Origin of the sequence: Nitrospira defluvii (genome assembly GCF_905220995.1) — a bacterium.
GTDB lineage: Bacteria > Nitrospirota > Nitrospiria > Nitrospirales > Nitrospiraceae > Nitrospira_A > Nitrospira_A defluvii_C.
In genome coordinates, this window is record NZ_CAJNBJ010000018.1 from 162,989 (window position 1) to 181,892 (window position 18,904).

Sequence of the window (18,904 nt, forward strand, 5' to 3'; positions counted from 1 at the left end):
ATTGACCTGCTTTCCAAGAACACAGTTCCCCTTCGAAATGGGAGAGCATGTTCATTACTGTGCGGTGGTGCAGGCCCGAGCTTCTACGCAGCATGCGCCGGGCATCCTGATCGCACCCCTGCTTGACGAGCATGAGATCTTCCATGTCCCTTCCGGAACCATCGCTCAATATCCTTCTGATCAACGAACATCCCGAAGAAATCAAACTGGTGACGACCACCCTGCGTAGCTTGTTCTCCGGTTGTCGCATCGAAGCCGGCTACTCCTCGGAAGACGCATTGACCTTCAGCCAACAGGGTGATTGGCACATCATTCTCATCGATCAGGACCTGGCTCCGGAACGCGGCATGGATGTGATCGCCCGCCTTCGTCGACATGCCCCCTATGCGGCAATCCTACTCCAGACGAACGACCATGATTCGCACACGGCAATCCATGCCCTACAAAACGGGGCCGACTTCCTCCTGTTCAAACAATCACCCGGCTTCATCACCGAACTGTTGTTCTCCGTGCAAGAGGCCGTTGAAAAGCGTGACCTCCAAATGAAGTTGGACCATACCTTCCAACGACATTTGCGATTCATCGAAACGCTCAGCGACCTGTTATATGAACTCGACGCGGAAGGGCGATTTGTCTACGTGAGCGCAACCGTCACCGCCTTGCTAGGGTACAGCCCAGAAGAGCTCGCGGGCCAGCATTATTCGATCCTCCTCCCGCCGCAACAGGAGCAGATGGGACGTTTCCGGTTGAACGAGCGTCGAGCAGGAAGTCGCTCGACACGAAAACTTGAGCTCACCCTCCACCGCAAGGCATTACCCGATATCCCAACCGTGGCGGTAACCGTCGAGGTGACGGCAAAGGGGCTCTTTGACTCCGCCAACCGGTATCTAGGCACCGTCGGATTGCTGCACGATCTGTCGCATGAGAAGGCTCAACAGGATCGCCTGACGGAGTTGGAATCCCGCCTACAAGAAACCCATCGACAACTCACACTCACCCGGGAAGCGGCTCGCGTGTCGCGCCAATTGCAGCAACCTCTCACCACGCTACTCCAGGACTCGCAGCGATTACTGACGTCGATCCAGCACAGCAACCTTGAGCAGCATGTCGAAACGATGATCGCCAAAGCGTCGCACGCGAGCCAACTAAGCCAGCAACTCGCGCAAGTCATCCACGCACACCCTGCCGAGTTTCTCCCCCTCAACCTGAACGACATTGTTCAAGCCGTGGTGCAGACAATACACCAAGCCCCTGATGGACCAGGTATCATGCTCACGAGCCACTTGGGGCAACACATCCCGGCCATTCTTGGATCACGTACCGACATCGACAACCTGGTGCGCATCCTCATCGAGTACACACGACACTGCGTCTCGACTCCTGACAACCCAGCCAACCTCGTTGTAGAAACAAAACCCCTTGCGACTGGAAGCCCTTCGACCGCCCCGGACAAAATGACGGAAGAAGCTGAACCCACGCGTACGTTCGCGACCTTTACAATCCGAGCAACCGTCGCAAGTGTGCACCTACAGTCGACCGATGAACCGCCTGAAAGCCTGTCGGCAGAACAGCTGCTCCAAGCCCATCACATCATTCAGACTCATGGGGGCAGCATTGAGATCGAACACGTCGGCGATAGGCGGCTGACTATTTCGGTTCGTATTCCTGCCATGACGGGAAACTCCCCGTTGATTGCTCAGTCCTCCCACCAGCCAACGACTTCGAAGGAGCTCCTTCACTCCGACGTGAGTCGACGGCAGCAGGCCGCACGTGCCCAACCTGAGCGGCGGCGGTCAGAGCGCAAGCCCTTTTCCCTTCCAGTTCAGTTGTCGATCGGCGGCACCGCACTTCGTGGTGTCCTACGAAATATGAGCACAGGAGGAGCGCTCCTCACGATTCGGGACATTCCGACGTCGATTCATTTGCAACCGGCCTATATCGTCATCAAAACACCGGTGAGTTTCCTCGAGTTGCAGGGTGTGGTGCACGAACGTTCCTCGGAAACCGCCGACGTCCCATCGTCCGATATGAAAGAGTTTGCCATTTCGTTCCTACTCAACGTCGAACGTGACCGAAATGTGCTCCGCTCGCTGCTCGATGGCCTACAGGATGGCTCGACGCCCCTCACCTTCGAGGGCTTGATCCTTCCATCCGCCACAGCGATCGAGCCCACTCGCCCAACGCTTCCACCTTCTACTCAACCGGAAGCAGAGCGCCGCGAGACCACTCGCTTAAGACTCGCTCATTCGGTTCAGTTGGTCGCCCCGCACAATCCTCCCCACCTACTGCTCGGTCGGATCATGAATCTCAGCCTGGATGGCGCGTGCCTTGAGCTACCCGCTGGCTTCGACTTTACGGAAAGGTATCCCACGCTCCACTTGTTACCTCTGGAACCAAGCCGCCCCTCGCCCGAGAACGATGAGCCGCGCGCTTCGCGGCAGCCATGGGGCGCCCGTATTGTCTGGGCAGATCCTCGACCGCGTTCAACACGTTCCCCCCTCGATCATGTTGGACACACAACGGTCTGCATCGGGGTGCGCTTCGACCATCTTTCCCCGGCACAGGAGCATGAACTTCGAAGCATCATTGCCGATGAAAGCAACCTTTTTCATGATCGATTCATCATCAGCGCGGATCCACCCATTTTCACAGACTCGCACACAGTCCAGAATCATAAAGGACATCGACTTGCGTTGTCTCACGACTATCCCAGACATGGGGCAACAGGGCAGGCCCCCCTGGTCCTGCTCTGCCCAGGATACGGCACGACTCAGCAACAGTATGTGGCCGTTGCCTACGCCCTCGCCGGTGCCGGACTTCGGGTCCTACGATACGATCACAGCCGTCATATTGGGCTGAGCGACGGAGATCCTTCGCACACCACATTTTCGTCGCTGGAAGACGATCTCGACACGATTCTCACCTATGCCTGTACCCAGTGGCCTGGGACACCGCTCACGCTGCTGGCGCCCGATCTCCTCGGACGGATCGCGCTACGACGGCAGGATTGGCAAAGACAGCTGCATCGACTGATTCTCCTCAATCCAACACTCGACATCCGAAGTTGTCTGACCACCCTGCATCAGCGAGATCTGGTAGAGGAGCATCTCGCAGGAACCAGACTGGGATTGGGGAACTTGCTGGGGCTTCCGCTCGACATTGATCACTTCCTCGCCGACGCGATTGCCGCGCAGTATACAGATGGGGCTGCCCTCCAGGAGGAGCTCTCGCATTGCGCCGCAGACGTGGTGATTCTCGCGACAGCGGAGGCAGCGACGGATTGTGCCATTCCTGCACCATCCCATTCCGCCCTTAGCGAAGCGTTGATTCAACTTGGATCGAGAGCCAGAAGAGTGAGTCTTTCGCCGCCAATCATAGCCTCCGGTGGACTCACACCGTCGCTGCTCACCGCAAGTTCACGGCAACTCATACAACTCTGCCAACCGGGCCACCCCACGCAAGAGTCTGCAGCCATTGCCTCTCCCAGGATTTCCCAAGCGACGGTCACTCGTAGCCTTTTGGAATTGGATCGACTTCGCATCAAGTATTCACTGGGTACGGCCGGGCGGGCCCGGCTTTGGAATACATACTCCGACCTGACCCACACCCTGGATGAGCTACCTACGCATTGGCACACGGTTGATCAGATGTACCAACTCCTCCAGCCACTCGACGGGCACCTGACGCTCCTCGATGTCGGATGCGGCCTGCATTCGTTTGCCCGATTGTTGCTGCTCAATCTCTCCTACCGACTTCGCGCCCAAACCTGGCAGCCCGGAGCACAGCTTCAGTATGTCGGCGTGGACTTCTCACCGTCGGCGCTACACCATGCACGAGAGGCGACCGGAAGTGCACTGCAACACGTCGACAAACTATTTTCTGCTCGCATGTCCGGCGCGACTCCGATCCATCGCCAGTGGGCGCTGAGCCGTTCCGTAGAAGCGCTCCCGTTCGCCGACCACTCATTTGATCGTATTGTGGCCAATCTCTCGCTGACCTTCGCACACTCCCCGCTCCACGCGCTGCGTGAACTGTTCCGCGTACTCAAGCCCGGTGGAAGACTCGTCATCAGCGCGTTCACATCCTCTGCGGACGTGGCTCGCCTCTACCGCCTGTCGTTACCGGAACTCGGACTGAATGCTTTCGCAGGAGAGGCTCGCGGAACCCTGAATCGAATGGCCCAATGCTGCATGGCTCTCCGCATCGGACAATTACACGTGTTGGAGGAGGAGGCCATGAACCGCTACTTCGCACAAGTCACCTCTGCCCCGCCGAGACTCTTCCGTGCGCTTTCCGGCCAGCTTCTTCTCGCCGCCGCTGAAAAACCTGATTCCGCTGGCTGAAACCATACCTCGCATATATACTTCACTCACTAGCACAAAACGTGCGGAGGCTTTGGCGACACCGTGAGTAGCCAGGTGTGTGGCCTGGCATTTCCTGTGCAGGACTATGACACTCCACCCGTCCAGTCGGCAGACCTCCACTCTTCAAGGCTCTGTGGAAATACTCAAAATCATCAGCGAGTTTTCCGAGGCCGTGGGAAGCGCCCCCGATCTTCCACGCCTCGGCGATGTCCTTCTCCTGCGCCTCTCTCAGCAGGCACACCTGCCGCAGGGCGCCTTATGGATACAGGAACCGGACGGCGGGCACTATCGCCTCATTGCGTCGCTCGGACAGGATCACCGTTCCCAATTGACACGGCTGCTGCCCGACGATCATCCCTTACTTCACGGTCTTTCCGACAAGGCATCGATGCTTCATTCCGACCATGCCCCCGCTTCGCCGGCGGGCCAGGCCATGCTCGCAGGAGAGGCCGCACTCTGCCTCGCGCTCCGGGGCAAAACGAAACTTCGCGGGCTCTGTACCCTCGGGCCAATCGGCAAAGACGATTACCTTGACGAAGACCAAAGAGCCCTCGTCGAAACCATGGCGCAAATCGCGGGCACAACATTAGATCATTATCTGACTCAGGACGACCTTCGCCGCTCCTCCACCTTAATGAGACGAACAGACCGACTGCGTTCATTGGAAATCATGGCCGGTGGCTTTGCCCATGAAATCCGGAACCCGCTCACATCGATCAAGACATTTGTCCAATTGGCCCCTCAACGGCAGCAGGATCCGGTCTTCATCAAGGAATTCAGCACACTGGCACTCGAGGACATTCACCGCATCGAACGTCTACTCCATGAAATTCTCGACTACGCCAGCTACATGACCCCACAACCTTCCGAAGTGGACTTGAACGAGCTTGTGGCCTCCTGCCTCGGCTTCGTGTCCGCCACCGCCTCGCGGCGTCACATTGAATTGCAGCCCCTGCTGTCGCCTCAATTACCGTTCCTCCTCCTCGACCGCCAACAAATCAAGCAGGTCCTGTTAAACCTCCTCCTGAACGCTCTTGACGCGATGCCGAGCGGCAACGGTGCCATTCGTGTTCATACCCGGCTCTTGTCTCAAAGCGGCCGCACCTCCTGGGTGCAACTGCAGGTCGAAGACGAAGGCTGTGGCATTGCGCCCGACCATCTGGAACATATTTTCGATCCTTTTTTCACCACCAAACATTCAAACAGTGCGGGGGATGGTGCGGGTCTCGGACTCACCACCGCACACCAGATTGTCCGCGAGCATGGCGGCACGCTGACCGTCGAAAGCCGGATCGGAGCAGGCTCCACGTTTTCCGTCAATTTTCCGGTGCCGGATGGAGGCACCACTGGTTCAGCCGTACGGGAGTAACATGAAGAAACGAGTCTTACTTGTTGATGATGAGCCGCGGGTGCGCGCCTCGCTCAAAACGGTGCTGGAACCGACCTACGAGATTTTTGAAGCGGCGGATGCTGCCGAGGGGCTTCGAATTTTCAAGCACGAGACCCCTGACCTGGTACTACTGGACGTGATTCTACCTGGAGCCGACGGACTGTCGGCCCTGCAGACCATGCGCACCGAAAATCGCGCCGTGCCGGTCATTATGCTGACCGGTACGAAAGCGGTGAAAACGGCGGTCGACGCCATGAAGCTCGGCGCGGCCGACTACCTCTCCAAGCCGTTCGACGTAGAAGAACTTCAAATCGTGATCGAACGGACCCTGGGCAAGCAGGAATTGGAACAGGAAGTCCGTCAGTTGCGAGCCCAGGTCGTGCAACGCTATGCTTTTCACAATCTGATCGGCAAAAGCCCCGCGATGCAGGAGATCTACGCAAAGATCGAACAGGTGGCCGACAGTCGTACCACCGTTCTGGTCACGGGCGAGAGCGGAACCGGAAAAGAATTAGTCGCCAAGGCTATTCACTACAACAGCTCACGCCGCGATCGTCCGTTCGTGGCCTTGAACTGCGCGGCATTACCGGAAACGCTCATCGAAAGTGAACTGTTCGGCCACGAAAAAGGCTCGTTTACCGATGCCACGGCCCGACGCGTAGGGCAGTTCGAATTGGCAAATACGGGCACGCTGTTCCTCGACGAAATCGGAGACCTCAGTCCGGCGACACAGGCGAAGCTCCTCCGCGTGTTGCAGGAGCGGGAATTCACCAGAGTCGGCGGCGTGCAGTCCATCAAGGTCGATGTCCGTATCGTCGCAGCAACCAACAAGAACCTCGATGACATGGTGCGGAAAAACCAATTCCGTGAAGATTTGTACTATCGCATCAATGTGATCGCCCTCTACCTTCCTCCGCTGCGCGAACGCGGGGAGGACATCGCTCTCCTGGCCAAACACTTTCTTGCAAAACGTATCGAAGAAGAAAAACGACCATCGCAAGAGTTCACGAAGGATGCATTGGAATTGATCTCGCATTATCCCTGGCCGGGAAACGTGCGCGAGATGGAAAATATCATCGAACAGGCATTTATCTGGTCGAAGGGCTCACCCGTTATCACGCCCGAACATTTGCCGAACATCCTCCGCACCGATACACGTTCAAGCTCTCTTCGAGACGACACGCTCGCCGGGCGCATGTCGTTGGAGAAGGCCGTGATGGAATTCGAACGCGAAATTATTCTGGACGCGCTCAAGCGAACCACTTACGTGCAGACCCATGCGGCCACCATGTTGGGTATCAGCCGCCGCATGTTGAAATATCGCATGGACACCTTGGGAATCAGTCGGCCCGACAATGGAGGACATTCGGATCCCGCAACGCCTCAGGAATGACACAGGTTGGCACAACAGTGTCTGCCCCACTGTTTCATGTCAGTAAGAACAACCCTTACGACAAATATCTAGTGGCCTGAAGGATTCGGACCTGCTATATATTGGTTGATCAGCGTGGACCCACTCGGTACGGGTTTTGCGTTTCGTATCCGTGACCGCTTGCAACGCACTCGGGAGCATTCTGAATGGGGACTCAGTCAACAGGCGAACGCGTCGAGAGTAAACCATCTGTTCTGGTCGTCGACGATGAGACCGGACCACGAGACGCGCTGAAGGTCATTCTTCGCCCCTTCTTCACCATCCACTCCGCCGACAATGCCAAATCCGCGCTCCGAGTTCTCAAGGAGCAACATATCGATCTGATCACCCTCGACCAGAAGCTCCCCGATCGCCAGGGCATCGACCTCCTACAAGACATTAAGCAGGACTACGCAGATATCGAAGTCATCATCATAACCGGCTACGGCAGTTTAAAGTCGGCCATGGAGGGCATTCGACACGGGGCGGCCGGCTATCTGCTCAAGCCCTTCAACGTCACCGAGCTGATCACGCTGATCAATCAAACGTTGGAGAAGAAACAGCGGTTGGATTACCTGCGATCGTTTTTAAGGACCTCGACGGCCTTGTGGGGAAGCGAAGAAGAAGCCGCGCACGCGTGGAAGGAGCTTCAGACCAACTATTTCGCCATCGGCAATGCGACGGGCGAAGCAGCCGGCGGCGCAGCGGATGTCACGGCGCTGATCCCGCTGTTATCCGACCTTCTTGAAGCCAAAGATCGTCAACTGCTCAACCACTGCAGCCGGGTCAGCTTTTATGCCTCGCTCCTCGCCAACCAGTTAAATTTACCCCTGCCCGACCAGAAAGCGTTGGCACTGGGGGCGTTTCTCCACGATATCGGCAAGATCAGCCTGCCCAACTATAAGTATGCCGCGGATGACGATGACAGCTGCAGAAGCGGCGCTCAGGACAGGGACTACTCAGAAGCCGGAGCTCGCATGCTGTTGCCGCTCGGATTTCAGGCTGAGGTGGGACAAATCGTGTCCTATCACCACGAACGATTCGACGGTGCGGGCAATCCCCACGGACTGGAAAAGGAAGGGATCCCGCTCCTGGCTCGCATTGTCGCCATCGCACAGGCGTTCGACAACCTCACGGTCGACATGCCCGGGCATCAACCGACGTCCATTGAGGACGCCATCCGGCAGATTCTGCTCGAGGCGGATACGCGCTTCGACCCGAAACTGACTGAGTTGTTTGCGCAGGTCGTACGGGAATGCAAGTCGTCACTGCCTGCCCTTGCCATCGCGAAAGCCTCACCGGGAAGCTGACCCGGTCACGACCGCCGATCCCTCGCGCTTTCGATCATCTCCGCGGCCGCTGCCCTGGCGGTCTTGGTCACCGTCACGCCCGCCAGCATCCGTGCGATTTCCTCTTCGCGCTCCTGGGACGTGAGCTGCCGCACTTGCGTCACCGTGCGCTTCTGCCGAACCTGTTTTTCCACTACATAATGGGCATGTGCCTGAGATCCGACCTGCGGAAGATGCGTGACGCACAGCACCTGATGATGCCGGCTGAGGTCACGAAGCCGCGCACCCATCACCTCGGCGACCGCCCCTCCCACCCCCGCATCCACCTCGTCAAAAATCAAGACGGGAACTCGATCACTCTCGGCAAGGATCGTCTTCAAGGCCAACATGACTCGGGACAGTTCCCCCCCGGACGCGACTTTCGCTATCGACTTGACCGGTTCTCCTGGATTTGCCGAGAAGGCAAACTCCACGACATCCTGTCCCGTCTGACCGTAAGGCTCATCACCGGCCACCTGAGAGACCACCACGGCAAAACGAGTCCGCTCCATGCGGAGAGCCCCCAACTCCTTGGTCACCAAGGCCGTGAGTGTCTTGGCCGCCTCGACACGCTTCCGCGTCAACCGCTCGGCCGCCTCACTCAGCCTCCGCCTGCCCTCGTCAACCGCTCGAGTCAATTCCTTGAGCTGCGTCTCCGCCGTATCCAACTGATCCAACTGCGCACGGAGCGACTCCTGCAGCACCAACACAGCATCGAGTGATCCGCCATATTTCTTGGTGAGGCGATGCAATCGATCCATCCGCTGCTCAATCTCCGCCAATCTCGCCGGATTGGCGTCCACCTGATCACGATAGTGGCGGATCTGCGCAGCTAACTCGCGCAGGGGTACGACCGCGTCCTCGACACTGCTCACCCAGTCGCTCACGGCGGCATCGATCGTCTCCATCCTGGAGACCAACTTGCGCGCGGACGCCAGTTGACTCAAGACACTTTGCTCCCCTGCATAGAGCAGTTCATGGAGTTGATCCGCCAAATCCCCGAGTTGCTGGCTGTGCATCAAGCGAGGCCGTTCCTGGTCAAGCCTCACGTCTTCGCCTGCCTCAATGGCGGCCTCCGTGATCTCTTGGAATTGAAACCGCAACAGATCCTCCCGTTCACGTCGCCGGGCAATCTGCGCCGTGAGCGCCTCCAACTCACCGACCCGTTTGCCCCACAACGCGCGGGCGTCATGGTATTCCTGACGAAGCTTCTGGAGTCTACCGTAAGCATCCAGCGCATCTAATTGGGCGGATGGAGAGAGTAATGACTGTTGTTCATGCTGCCCGTGCACATCCACCAACGACCCGCCTAATTCCTCCAACACATGCACCGGGCACAGATTCCCGTTGAGATATGTTCGATTGCGGCCTGTGCGGGAGATGACGCGCCGGATCACAATGTCCGTTTCCCCGGGACGCGCAAAGCCCTTGGTCTGAAGGAGCTGCAGCAGGGGATGTTCAGGAGACAACTGAAAAGCGGCTTCCAAGTCGGCTTCGTCTGCCTGGGCGCGGATCTGATCCGCAGAAGCGCGCCCTCCGACCAGCAGAGTGACGGCATCAATGAGGAGAGATTTGCCGGCCCCGGTTTCACCGGTGAACACGATGAAACCAGAGCCGAAGGTGACGGCCAGCTGCTCGATTACGCCAAAATTCGAAATGCGCAGCTCGGTCAGCATGCCGCGGATGGTCTGACGCTAGGCAGCGCCGGAATGTTGCGCGAGCAACGAATCGATCAGCTCTTTGAACTGGCGTTTCGGACGCGCCCCCACGAGGCGTTCCACGGCTTGGCCGTTCTTGAAGAACAAAATGGTCGGAATGCTCATCACTTGATAGCGGCCGGCAATCTCGGGATTTTCATCGGTATTGAGCTTGCGGACCTTCACCTTGCCCGCATATTCGGTCGCAAGTTCATCGACGATCGGAGCGACCATCTGACAGGGCCCGCACCACACCGCCCAAAAGTCCACCATGACCAATTCGGATGCCTTCATGACATCCTGATCCCACGTCGCATCCGTCACTTTCAACGCATCGCCTGCCACAGTACGCCTCCTTCTCCCAAGGAACCTACACGTCCATCGCTGCTATCGTCCCGAAGCCGCTTCGGGCCTATTCAGTCATCCTATACCACGGTTTTACGGAGAGTCAAATTACGGCCGCTCCCACTGCCACTGCGGCGGCGCACTGGCCCACCAATCGTCCGGTCTCGCCTGCCTCCAGGCAGTCTGCTCCTGCCACAACCGCGTCACCAGCGCATGATCCAAACGATTCGCCATGGCCGCCGTCACATCAGCCTGCCGTTGCACGGCCTGTTGGATCACCTCTTTCGCGATGCGCGCCAACACATCCGGTGGATCCAGCAAGTCTTCGGTTCGCGCGGCAGCCAGATTCAAGTACAGCTGTTCGACACGCACCCATTGATCGGTGCCGGCCAGATGTGCCACATACCCATCCAGCGCATGGTACACATAGGTCAGGAAGGTATAACTTCGCGCTGAGGGGAAATCCCGCACTTCCGCCTGACAGGCTTCCACGGCCTGACGATAGTCGCCGGCCATCATGAAGACCGCGGCTCGTTGCAAGTGTGCGGGTGGCTCTGCCGCGTCAACCCGAACAGGGCCAGCCCACTGAAGCGCAAGCCAGAATACCAGCGCCGCCCTCAAGGAGAGACTGCTCAGTCCCGGCCTCATCGGTCTCCCTCCGCCTTCCCATCGCTGATACACGTTCATCCGACGGCCCTGTACACCCGCCTGACCTAATATCGTCCCATGGGCATCGACTGCACCGGCAACGGATTCGTCACCCGTCCATAAGGCCCTCCCGGAGCCGCCCACGGCAACCCACGGTCTCCGATCAACAAGGGCCCCAGAATGGTCCTCGCCACAATCGTCCCGAAGTTCTCCGTCCACCCGATGCCGGTCATACTTAACATGAACGAATAACTCTGACGATCCGGGAACTGCAGGTAATAGAGACCGAGCGACCAGCACTTACAGGGATTCTGGTAGAGGGCTACGACATCGTATTCCGGACTGCGCCCGTTTTTGACATCGTAATACCCCTTCGCCCCGATCGTCCATCCCCACGGGGTTCTGAATCCACCGCCGATCGTGGCGAACTGAATCTCCTTGGTCGGCGCATAGACTTCATTGAATGACACGGGATTCCAAATATCACCACGTCGAACTCGATTTCCGTCGTGGCTGAAACGCTGCCCAACCTCGAAGTACCAGTAGTTCGATTGTTGGATCCGCAGATCGGTGTTCCACTGGCTCAGCGTCCCTCGATAGGGATCCACAAATGCATCGACCGTCAGGTATGAATTCGTCGGCGGCAGGATCTGGCCGGCCATGATGTTTTTTCCCAGCGCTTCCGTTTGCCCGGGGGGGCGGAAAAATTCTGGCGCCGTATTGCCGATCACGGCTCGCAACCACACATCGGACATTTTCCGTCCCTGCACCTCCACCGTGGCCGGCTGCAGAGGCTGCGTCAAGGAGCCGATAAACGGCAAGACTCCAGGCGTAAACTCACGCGCCCGCGTCTGCACCCCCCCGACGTGATAACTCTGCGCCACCGTCAGATCCAGCCAGTTGAAACTCTGCCCGTTGATCTGCTGCTCCAGCAACTTCGTGCGCAGGGAGTAGGTCAATAGATTCTTCTTCGGAATGTCGTCGATCTGGTCGATCTGCGCAATCTTGCTCTGGTCGCTGCCCGGCACATATTCATACATGACGCTGGGCTCGATGGTGTGCAGGAAACTCCCGCCCTCGGCGCCGGTGTATCGGCGACTCAATTTCGACGACGCGTCCATGGCGGCCCAGAAGGTTTCGCGGTGCAGCGGACTGGCTTCCTGGATGCCGCGTGTGTAGTAGACCTCCTTGAATTTGAAATGTGGCATCAACCCGACCACATGCCCGATATCGATCACGTCGGTGGTGATCCCCGGCATGAAATCCATGCGATTCACCGCAAACCCTTGCTCACGATAAAAATTCACAAAATTGGTATCGAGGTTCACGAGAAACGGCAGGCCGAACGGCGACGTGTTCGGCAACACATAGCCCACTTCGGGAAGGCGCTGGAACGTGTCGGGGCCGCCGGAGTTCAACGGCTGCAGATACTGGCCCAGGAAATAGGCGCTCCCGTAGGGAAGCCGCTGCGTGGCGAGCAGCGTCGATTCACCACTGGGGGAGGCCCGCTGAGCGCCTGAATTGCTGAGTTGTTGCAGGTACTGCCGGTCCGATACGAACGACGCCTGCCCGCGAACCAGCAAGGTGTCCGTGACCTGCTGCACATGCTGGCCGCTGATCAAGCCGCGCAACCGCCGCTCATCCGAACTGGACTGATCCACTCCCGACACATTCGGCAGTTTGGTTTGCTGCAGAAAACTCGCGAACCACTGGCCGCTCGATCGACGATCAAGATAATACCGGTACGTAAAATCGCTGCCATACCCGAGGTTGTTGTAGTACGAGGGCGCGATGGTCAGATCCTGGCTGGGGTTGATCGCCCAGAAATAGCCCTGCTGGTAATGCAGACCGAACCGGTTGTCATAGCCCGGCGTGGGAATGAGAAACCCGCTGTGCCGGTTGCTCAGCGGATAGGTCAACGTGGGCACGGGAATGATCGGCGTATCCCGCATGCAAAGCCAGGCGCGCTTCATGCCGATACTCTCCCCGGTATTGACATCGAGGTCCTCGAACGTGAATCGCCAGGCCGGCTTCTCCCCGTCTTTCGCGTCGCAATTAGTGAAGGTCCCTTCCTTGATGCGATAGTGATCCTCGGAGAGGCGACGGATACTGCGCCCGGTGAAAAACGAGTTACTCGGCCGAACATACATCGAGCCGTTCGTGACGACGCCGGCTTCCGTATTGACGTTCAATTCCAGCCGTTCGGACTTCAGGTCGGAGTTAGGATCGTGGAAATGCACATGCCCGGTCGCCACCAGCGTGCCCGGCAGCGAATTGATCGTCACATGATCGGCGGTCAAGCGTAGCGATCCTTGCGTCACCACCACGGATCCATCCGCCTCGTACACTTCTTGTTCCTGGAGATGATCGATGCGCTCGGCGGTAATCGTGAGGGGCTGATTGGTGGGCGAGGCCGTGGTCACCGTCGATTGCGCCCAGACGAAGTCAAGGAGGAGAAGCGGACCGAACAGCAGGGCAACGACCAACCCTACCGCCGAGCGACCGACCGTAGACCAGTGTCTGGAAGCGGCGTAACGGTCTGGCCCCATCTCAACCACGAAGAGGTGAGAGGGAACACCCTCGAAAAAGGGCCTTGATCTCGCCGACCAGCATCAAGGAACCCGTGACACAAATCAGATCGGACGAGGCAGCCGAGCGTGTGGCCATGGCGATCGCATCCGCGGCCGTCGGCACCACCTGCGCCGCAGGCGCAACGTCCGCCAACAGGGCTCGGAGTTCTGAACCGGTGGATGCGCGCGGAAGATCGGCCTGGGTGAGAATCAACGTATCGACGATCGGCAGCAGCGGAGCCAGGAATGCTCGCGGATGTTTGTCCCGCATCATTCCGACAATGAGCGTGATGCGGCCGGCCGGTCTGGCACGCCGCCACTCGGCGAGAGAGTCGGCAAGCACACGGGCCGCAGCGGGATTGTGCGCGCCATCGACCATCACCGTCGGGTCCTGGCCGATCACTTCTACTCGCCCCTCCCAGGCAACCTGCCGTAGCCCCGCACGGACCGCCGTCTCAGGCACCGTCACCCCCGTCTCATGCGCCAGCTCGATCAGGGCAAGCGCACAGGCCAGGTTGTCGAGTTGAAACCGTCCTTGCAATGGACACGTTAACCGTGTGTAGCGTCGCCGCATTCCGGCATAGCCGCAATCCGCCGTTGATTCACCCTCGGAGCGAAAGTCCCGATCCAGGAGATACACAGGCGCGGCCTCCGCCGAGGCACGCTCCTCCATCACCCGGCGGGCCGATGCGTCCATCCGGCCAAGCACCACCGGCACTCCCGGCTTGATGATCCCGGCCTTTTCAAACGCGATCGCCTCGATCGTCGAACCCAGGTACGCCTCATGATCCAACCCGATGGTCGTAATGGCTGACGCCAGCGGCGTCACCACATTGGTGGCATCGAACCGCCCGCCCAAGCCCACCTCGAGAACCGCCACATCCACCCGGCACTCCGCAAAATGCTGGAAGGCAAGCGCGGTCGTGAATTCGAAAAAGGTCGGCGCCAAATCGGGAGTCGCCGCCGCGCGCAGGGACTCCACTAATTCACTCACGCGCGCTTCCGGGATCATGACGCCGTCGACGCGGATGCGCTCGCGAAAATCAATCAGATGCGGTGACGTATAGAGTCCCACGCGATGGCCGGCGGCGTGGAGCATCGAGGCCGCCATCGCCGCCGTCGAGCCCTTCCCGTTTGTCCCGCCGATGTGCAGCACAGGATAGCGGCGGTGTGGATCGCCTACTCGGGCGAGCAGCGCACGGATCGTCTCCAACCCCAGCTTGATGCCGTGCTGTTGCAGGCTGTAGAGGAACTGCACTGTGGCGGGATACGTCATCGTGGTCACGAGACACTCACATAGCATGATGGAATCGGAGCTTCCAATAGGATGCGCAAAAAGTTCGTCCGGCAAGGCCGCAGCGAGCACGGAGGCGAGGCGTACGTTGCTGGTACGTCGAGCCACCGCGCAGAGCGAGAACGCCGGCGGCGGACTTTTTCCACATCCTGCTAGAAATGACCGACCAGCGTACTCACCGCTTCCTTCAGTTGCTTGCGCTCGACGATCATGTCGATCATGCCATGATCGAGCAGGAATTCAGCCCGTTGAAACTGATCCGGCAATTGCTGTTTGATCGTTTGCTCGATCACGCGCGGACCGGCGAAGCCGATCAACGCTTTCGGTTCGGCGATGATGACATCACCCAGCATGGCGATACTCGCCGTCACCCCGCCGAACGTCGGATCGGCCAGTATCGAGATGAACGGCAACTTGGCTTCGCCCAATTTTGCGACCGCCGCGGACGTTTTCGCCATTTGCATGAGCGAGAGGATCCCCTCCTGCATACGTGCGCCGCCGGAGGCCGTCACCAGAATCAACGGCATGCGCCCTTCCAAGGCTCGATCGACCGCACGGCAGATTTTTTCACCGACAACCGACCCCATGCTCCCGCCCATGAACCCGAAATCGAAGACACAGAGCGCCACCTTGCGCCCATTGATCGCCCCCTGGCCGATGACCATGGCGTCTTTGCGGCCGGTCTTCTCCTGCTGCGCCTTGATCCGGTCCTTATAGGTCCGCGTGTCTTGGAACTGCAGGGGGTCTTGCGGCTCCAGCTCGGGGTCCCACTCCTTGAACGTGCCCAGATCGACCAACAAGTTGATGCGTTCGATGACCGAGATGGGAAAATGATAGTCGCACTTCGGGCAGACCTTGTTGTTGCGGTCTACCTCTTTGCGATACACGATCTCCCGGCAGTGATTACACTTCAGCCACATTCCCTCCGCCACTTTGGAGCGTTTGGGGGGCTCTGCCTCCTCGGTTTTGCCTTTTTTAAACCACGCCATCCTGCTCACCTATAGTACAAGGGTTTGGCCCTCTTCAAGCGCGGTCAACCGTTGAATGCCCAGCTGACCGAGCTCCTGCCGGATCCGTTCGCGAAATCGCGGTTTGAGATGATACGCGAAGACCGGCACTTCCGGCCTCGCCATCTTGGCGAACTCCTCAGCCAGCAGCGCCGGCGTCAGATGCTTCGCCACTTTCGCCAATTCACTCATCTCGTCGGGAAACGAACTCTCAATAAACGCCGCCTTCAAGCCGGGCACCCCCTTGGCGACCTGCCAGAGCTCCTCGGTGTGATAGGTATCGCCGCTGTAGAGCACGGTGCGATCTCCGTCGCGGAGCAGAAACCCGACGGTCGGCACCACGTGATTCACGCGAATCGGCGTCACGCCCAGCCCGCACAACTCGGTCTCCCGTCCGGGGCGCAGTTCACACGACACGAAGACCGGCTTGGCGGGATCGGGCAACCGGAAGAAATCGGGGTAGACCGCTCCGTTGAAAATGTGTCGGCGCAGTCCATCCAACACTTCGGGAATAGCCGCGATGACCACCGGCTCATCGATTTCTCCGACCAGATTGTCGGCCAGCGTCGGCAACTCACGAATATGATCAAAATGCAGGTGCGTCAGCAGGACCACCCGAATACGCCGCTGCTCATCGAGGTACAGCCGTGATCCGATCGTACCGGCATCCACGACCAGCCGATCATTGAGCAGAAAGCCGCAGGTGCCGCATTGCACCGGACCGCGCTCGCCGGCGACGAGCTGACCGGACCCGTGACAGCCCAACACCCGGAGATTCATGGCCGTGGCCTTCCGGCTCGGCAGCCGGATCCCGGCGACTGCTCAGAGGCTGATGGATGGATGCTCCGCACTGCGCGGCAGAATAGCATACCTCAGACAAAGGCGCACACAGATTTGCACGGTCGAGGAGAGGGCCGTGCGGCTTGCCCAACGAACTCTGCACAGGCCGGAGCTCGAATGCGAGGCGCTGTGGAAGACCGTCTGTCGATGCTACGACCAGCCGCTCCCGAGGCCGATTCGAACCATCATCAGCACACCCAGCCCGATGCTGGCCACGCAGGCGAGGCCCTGCACGATCCAATAGGCGCGAGGCCCAACTGTCACGGAATAGATCACCGGCAGACTCAGGACCGCGCCGACCCCGACCATCCCCAAAATCGAACCGACGCCGAACACCACGATATACCCGATGCCTTGACCGATCCCGGTCACCGTCGAAAGCACGATCAACATCAGCGCTGCGGAACCAGCCAGTCCGTGGGCCATGCCGATCAAGAGCGGCCGCAACGACCCCTGATACCAATGTCCATGCACATGATCCACCTGCAGGCGGTGGCTATGCAAATGCACGTGCGCGCGTCCGTCATGTTCGTGGAGATGCAGGTGCCATTGCTCTCTGTAGATGCGGCGGGCCAACGACAAGCCGAGCACGACCAACATGACGCCGACAGCAAACTCAAAGACACTGGCCACCGATTCAGGGATCGTGAGGTTCAAGGCCAAGAGGACCGTCCCCACACAGAGCAGCATCACGGTGTGTCCGAGTCCCCAAAACAATCCGATGGCGGTGGAGGCTTGCACGGTCGGCCGCTCCGCCAGGACCGTGGAAAGCGCAGCGAGATGGTCCGCATCCAAGGCATGGCGAAGCCCCAGCGCGAATCCAAGGCTCAAGATGGTCAGGGTGTGGGGATCAAACATCCACGGCTCCGAAGGAGGGTATCGACCGATCCGTCAACGGGAACAGCACGAACCGGTAGTCATCCCCCGCGCGCGTGCATTTCCAGGTGGGGATCTTCACGGAGCCGGTTGATCTCGATGAGGTGCTGTTCACGCCGCCCCACGGCTTCGAGAGCCTTGCGATCTTCAGCGCCACGATCTGCCCGCCCTTCCCAGGCGGCGGTGATCAAGGTCTTCAGTTCCTCACGGCTGCGCCCCTGACGGAGCGGCGCGCGGAGATCGAGGCCGTCTTTGGCATACAGGCAGAGATACCACATGCCGTCGGCCGTCAGTCGGCTGCGATCGCAGGAACGGCAGAACGGCGTCGTGGTTGAAGGAATGATGCCGAACAGGGTGCCGTCCGGTAACAGGAACCGCTCGGCCGGCGCCACACTGTTTTCCACGACCGGTGTGACCCCGCCATAGTGGCGGCCGATGCGTTCCAACATTTCCGCCCGCGAGAGCACCTGGCTCATGGACCAATCCGTGGCCCCGCCGACATCCATATATTCAATGAACCGCACCTCGCCGCCCACTGTCTTGCCGTATTCAAGGAGATCGATCAGTTCATCGTCGTTGTACCCCTTGATGATGACCGTGTCGAATTTCAGCGAGGGAAACCCGGCCTGAATGACGGCCTTGATCCCGTCGAAGACCTGATGATGCAGATCCCGCTTGGTCAACGTACGGAACCGGTCCGCCCGCAGCGTATCCAAGCTGATCGTGACACGGTTCAACCCGGCAAACGACAGGTCGGCGGCCTGGTCCGCCATGAGCACGCCGTTACTGGTGAGGGCGATTTCGGTGATGCGCCGATTCTCGGACAGTTGCCGGACAAACCGCGGCAGATCACGCCGCAGTAACGGCTCGCCGCCGGTCAGTCGTACTTTGTCGACCCCTAGTTCGGTAAAGACCGCCGTCAGTTCGGCCATCTCCTCAAACGTGAGAATGGTGTCGCGCGGCAACCACGCATAGTCATCCTCGGGCATACAATATTTGCACCGAAGATTACAGCGGTCCGTGACGGAGAGCCGCAGGCTGCGGAGCGGACGCCCCAAGCGGTCGTAAATAGGAGGAATTGGTGTGTCGAGCGTGCTCTGGTCCATCGAGACTCGAAGGCGCGGGCCTCTCCTC

13 protein-coding genes are annotated in these 18,904 nt (G+C 59.1%); 4 read left to right on the forward strand and 9 right to left on the reverse strand.

The genetic code is table 11. The annotated features are described in order from the left end of the window. Positions 1 to 143 precede the first annotated feature (143 nt). From KJA79_RS19480 to KJA79_RS19495, 4 genes are all read left to right on the forward strand, one after another. Entirely contained in the window at positions 144 to 4,343 is a 4,200-nt protein-coding gene (locus KJA79_RS19480; RefSeq protein WP_213043759.1) for a methyltransferase domain-containing protein, read from the forward strand. Positions 4,344 to 4,497: 154 nt separating this feature from the next. Further along, the gene (locus KJA79_RS19485; protein ID WP_213043760.1) at positions 4,498 to 5,733 is read left to right on the forward strand and encodes an ATP-binding protein; all 1,236 of its coding nucleotides are present in this window, start codon (positions 4,498 to 4,500) and stop codon (positions 5,731 to 5,733) included. Position 5,734: 1 nt separating this feature from the next. Continuing rightward, positions 5,735 to 7,147 (forward strand): sigma-54-dependent transcriptional regulator, encoded by a 1,413-nt coding sequence (locus tag KJA79_RS19490; RefSeq protein WP_213043761.1) that lies wholly within the window; start codon positions 5,735 to 5,737, stop codon positions 7,145 to 7,147. A gap of 185 nt (positions 7,148 to 7,332) precedes the next feature. Further along, the gene (locus KJA79_RS19495; RefSeq protein WP_213043762.1) at positions 7,333 to 8,475 is read left to right on the forward strand and encodes an HD domain-containing phosphohydrolase; all 1,143 of its coding nucleotides are present in this window, start codon (positions 7,333 to 7,335) and stop codon (positions 8,473 to 8,475) included. Between the two features lie 5 nt (positions 8,476 to 8,480). Here KJA79_RS19495 and recN read toward each other — a convergent pair whose 3' ends face one another. The 9 genes from recN to moaA all read right to left on the reverse strand — a co-directional run bounded on the left by recN (position 8,481) and on the right by moaA (position 18,876). Then, positions 8,481 to 10,169 carry a DNA repair protein RecN gene (gene recN / locus KJA79_RS19500; protein WP_213043763.1) on the reverse strand — a complete coding sequence of 563 codons (1,689 nt, stop codon included), beginning with the start codon at positions 10,167 to 10,169 and terminating at the stop codon, positions 8,481 to 8,483. 18 nt (positions 10,170 to 10,187) lie between these two features. Next, positions 10,188 to 10,535: a thioredoxin gene (trxA, locus tag KJA79_RS19505; RefSeq protein ID WP_213043764.1), complete on the reverse strand. Its 348-nt coding sequence runs from the start codon at positions 10,533 to 10,535 to the stop codon at positions 10,188 to 10,190. 108 nt (positions 10,536 to 10,643) lie between these two features. Next, complete coding sequence (locus KJA79_RS19510; RefSeq protein WP_213043765.1) at positions 10,644 to 11,183, reverse strand: hypothetical protein; 540 nt, start codon at positions 11,181 to 11,183, stop codon at positions 10,644 to 10,646. Positions 11,184 to 11,248: 65 nt separating this feature from the next. Continuing rightward, positions 11,249 to 13,732, reverse strand: coding sequence for an LPS-assembly protein LptD (locus tag KJA79_RS19515; protein ID WP_213043766.1), 2,484 nt, complete (start codon positions 13,730 to 13,732; stop codon positions 11,249 to 11,251). A 1-nt stretch (position 13,733) separates the two neighbouring features. Further along, positions 13,734 to 15,029 (reverse strand): bifunctional folylpolyglutamate synthase/dihydrofolate synthase, encoded by a 1,296-nt coding sequence (locus tag KJA79_RS19520; protein ID WP_213043767.1) that lies wholly within the window; start codon positions 15,027 to 15,029, stop codon positions 13,734 to 13,736. A gap of 170 nt (positions 15,030 to 15,199) precedes the next feature. Further along, complete coding sequence (gene accD, locus KJA79_RS19525) at positions 15,200 to 16,036, reverse strand: acetyl-CoA carboxylase, carboxyltransferase subunit beta (RefSeq protein WP_213043768.1); 837 nt, start codon at positions 16,034 to 16,036, stop codon at positions 15,200 to 15,202. Positions 16,037 to 16,045: 9 nt separating this feature from the next. Further along, positions 16,046 to 16,834 (reverse strand): 3',5'-cyclic-nucleotide phosphodiesterase, encoded by a 789-nt coding sequence (locus KJA79_RS19530; RefSeq protein WP_213043769.1) that lies wholly within the window; start codon positions 16,832 to 16,834, stop codon positions 16,046 to 16,048. Positions 16,835 to 17,044: 210 nt separating this feature from the next. Further along, positions 17,045 to 17,752: a HoxN/HupN/NixA family nickel/cobalt transporter gene (locus KJA79_RS19535; RefSeq protein ID WP_213043770.1), complete on the reverse strand. Its 708-nt coding sequence runs from the start codon at positions 17,750 to 17,752 to the stop codon at positions 17,045 to 17,047. Positions 17,753 to 17,811: 59 nt separating this feature from the next. Further along, positions 17,812 to 18,876, reverse strand: a complete 1,065-nt coding sequence (gene moaA / locus KJA79_RS19540) for a GTP 3',8-cyclase MoaA (protein WP_213043771.1) — start codon at positions 18,874 to 18,876, stop codon at positions 17,812 to 17,814. Positions 18,877 to 18,904: the final 28 nt, after the last annotated feature.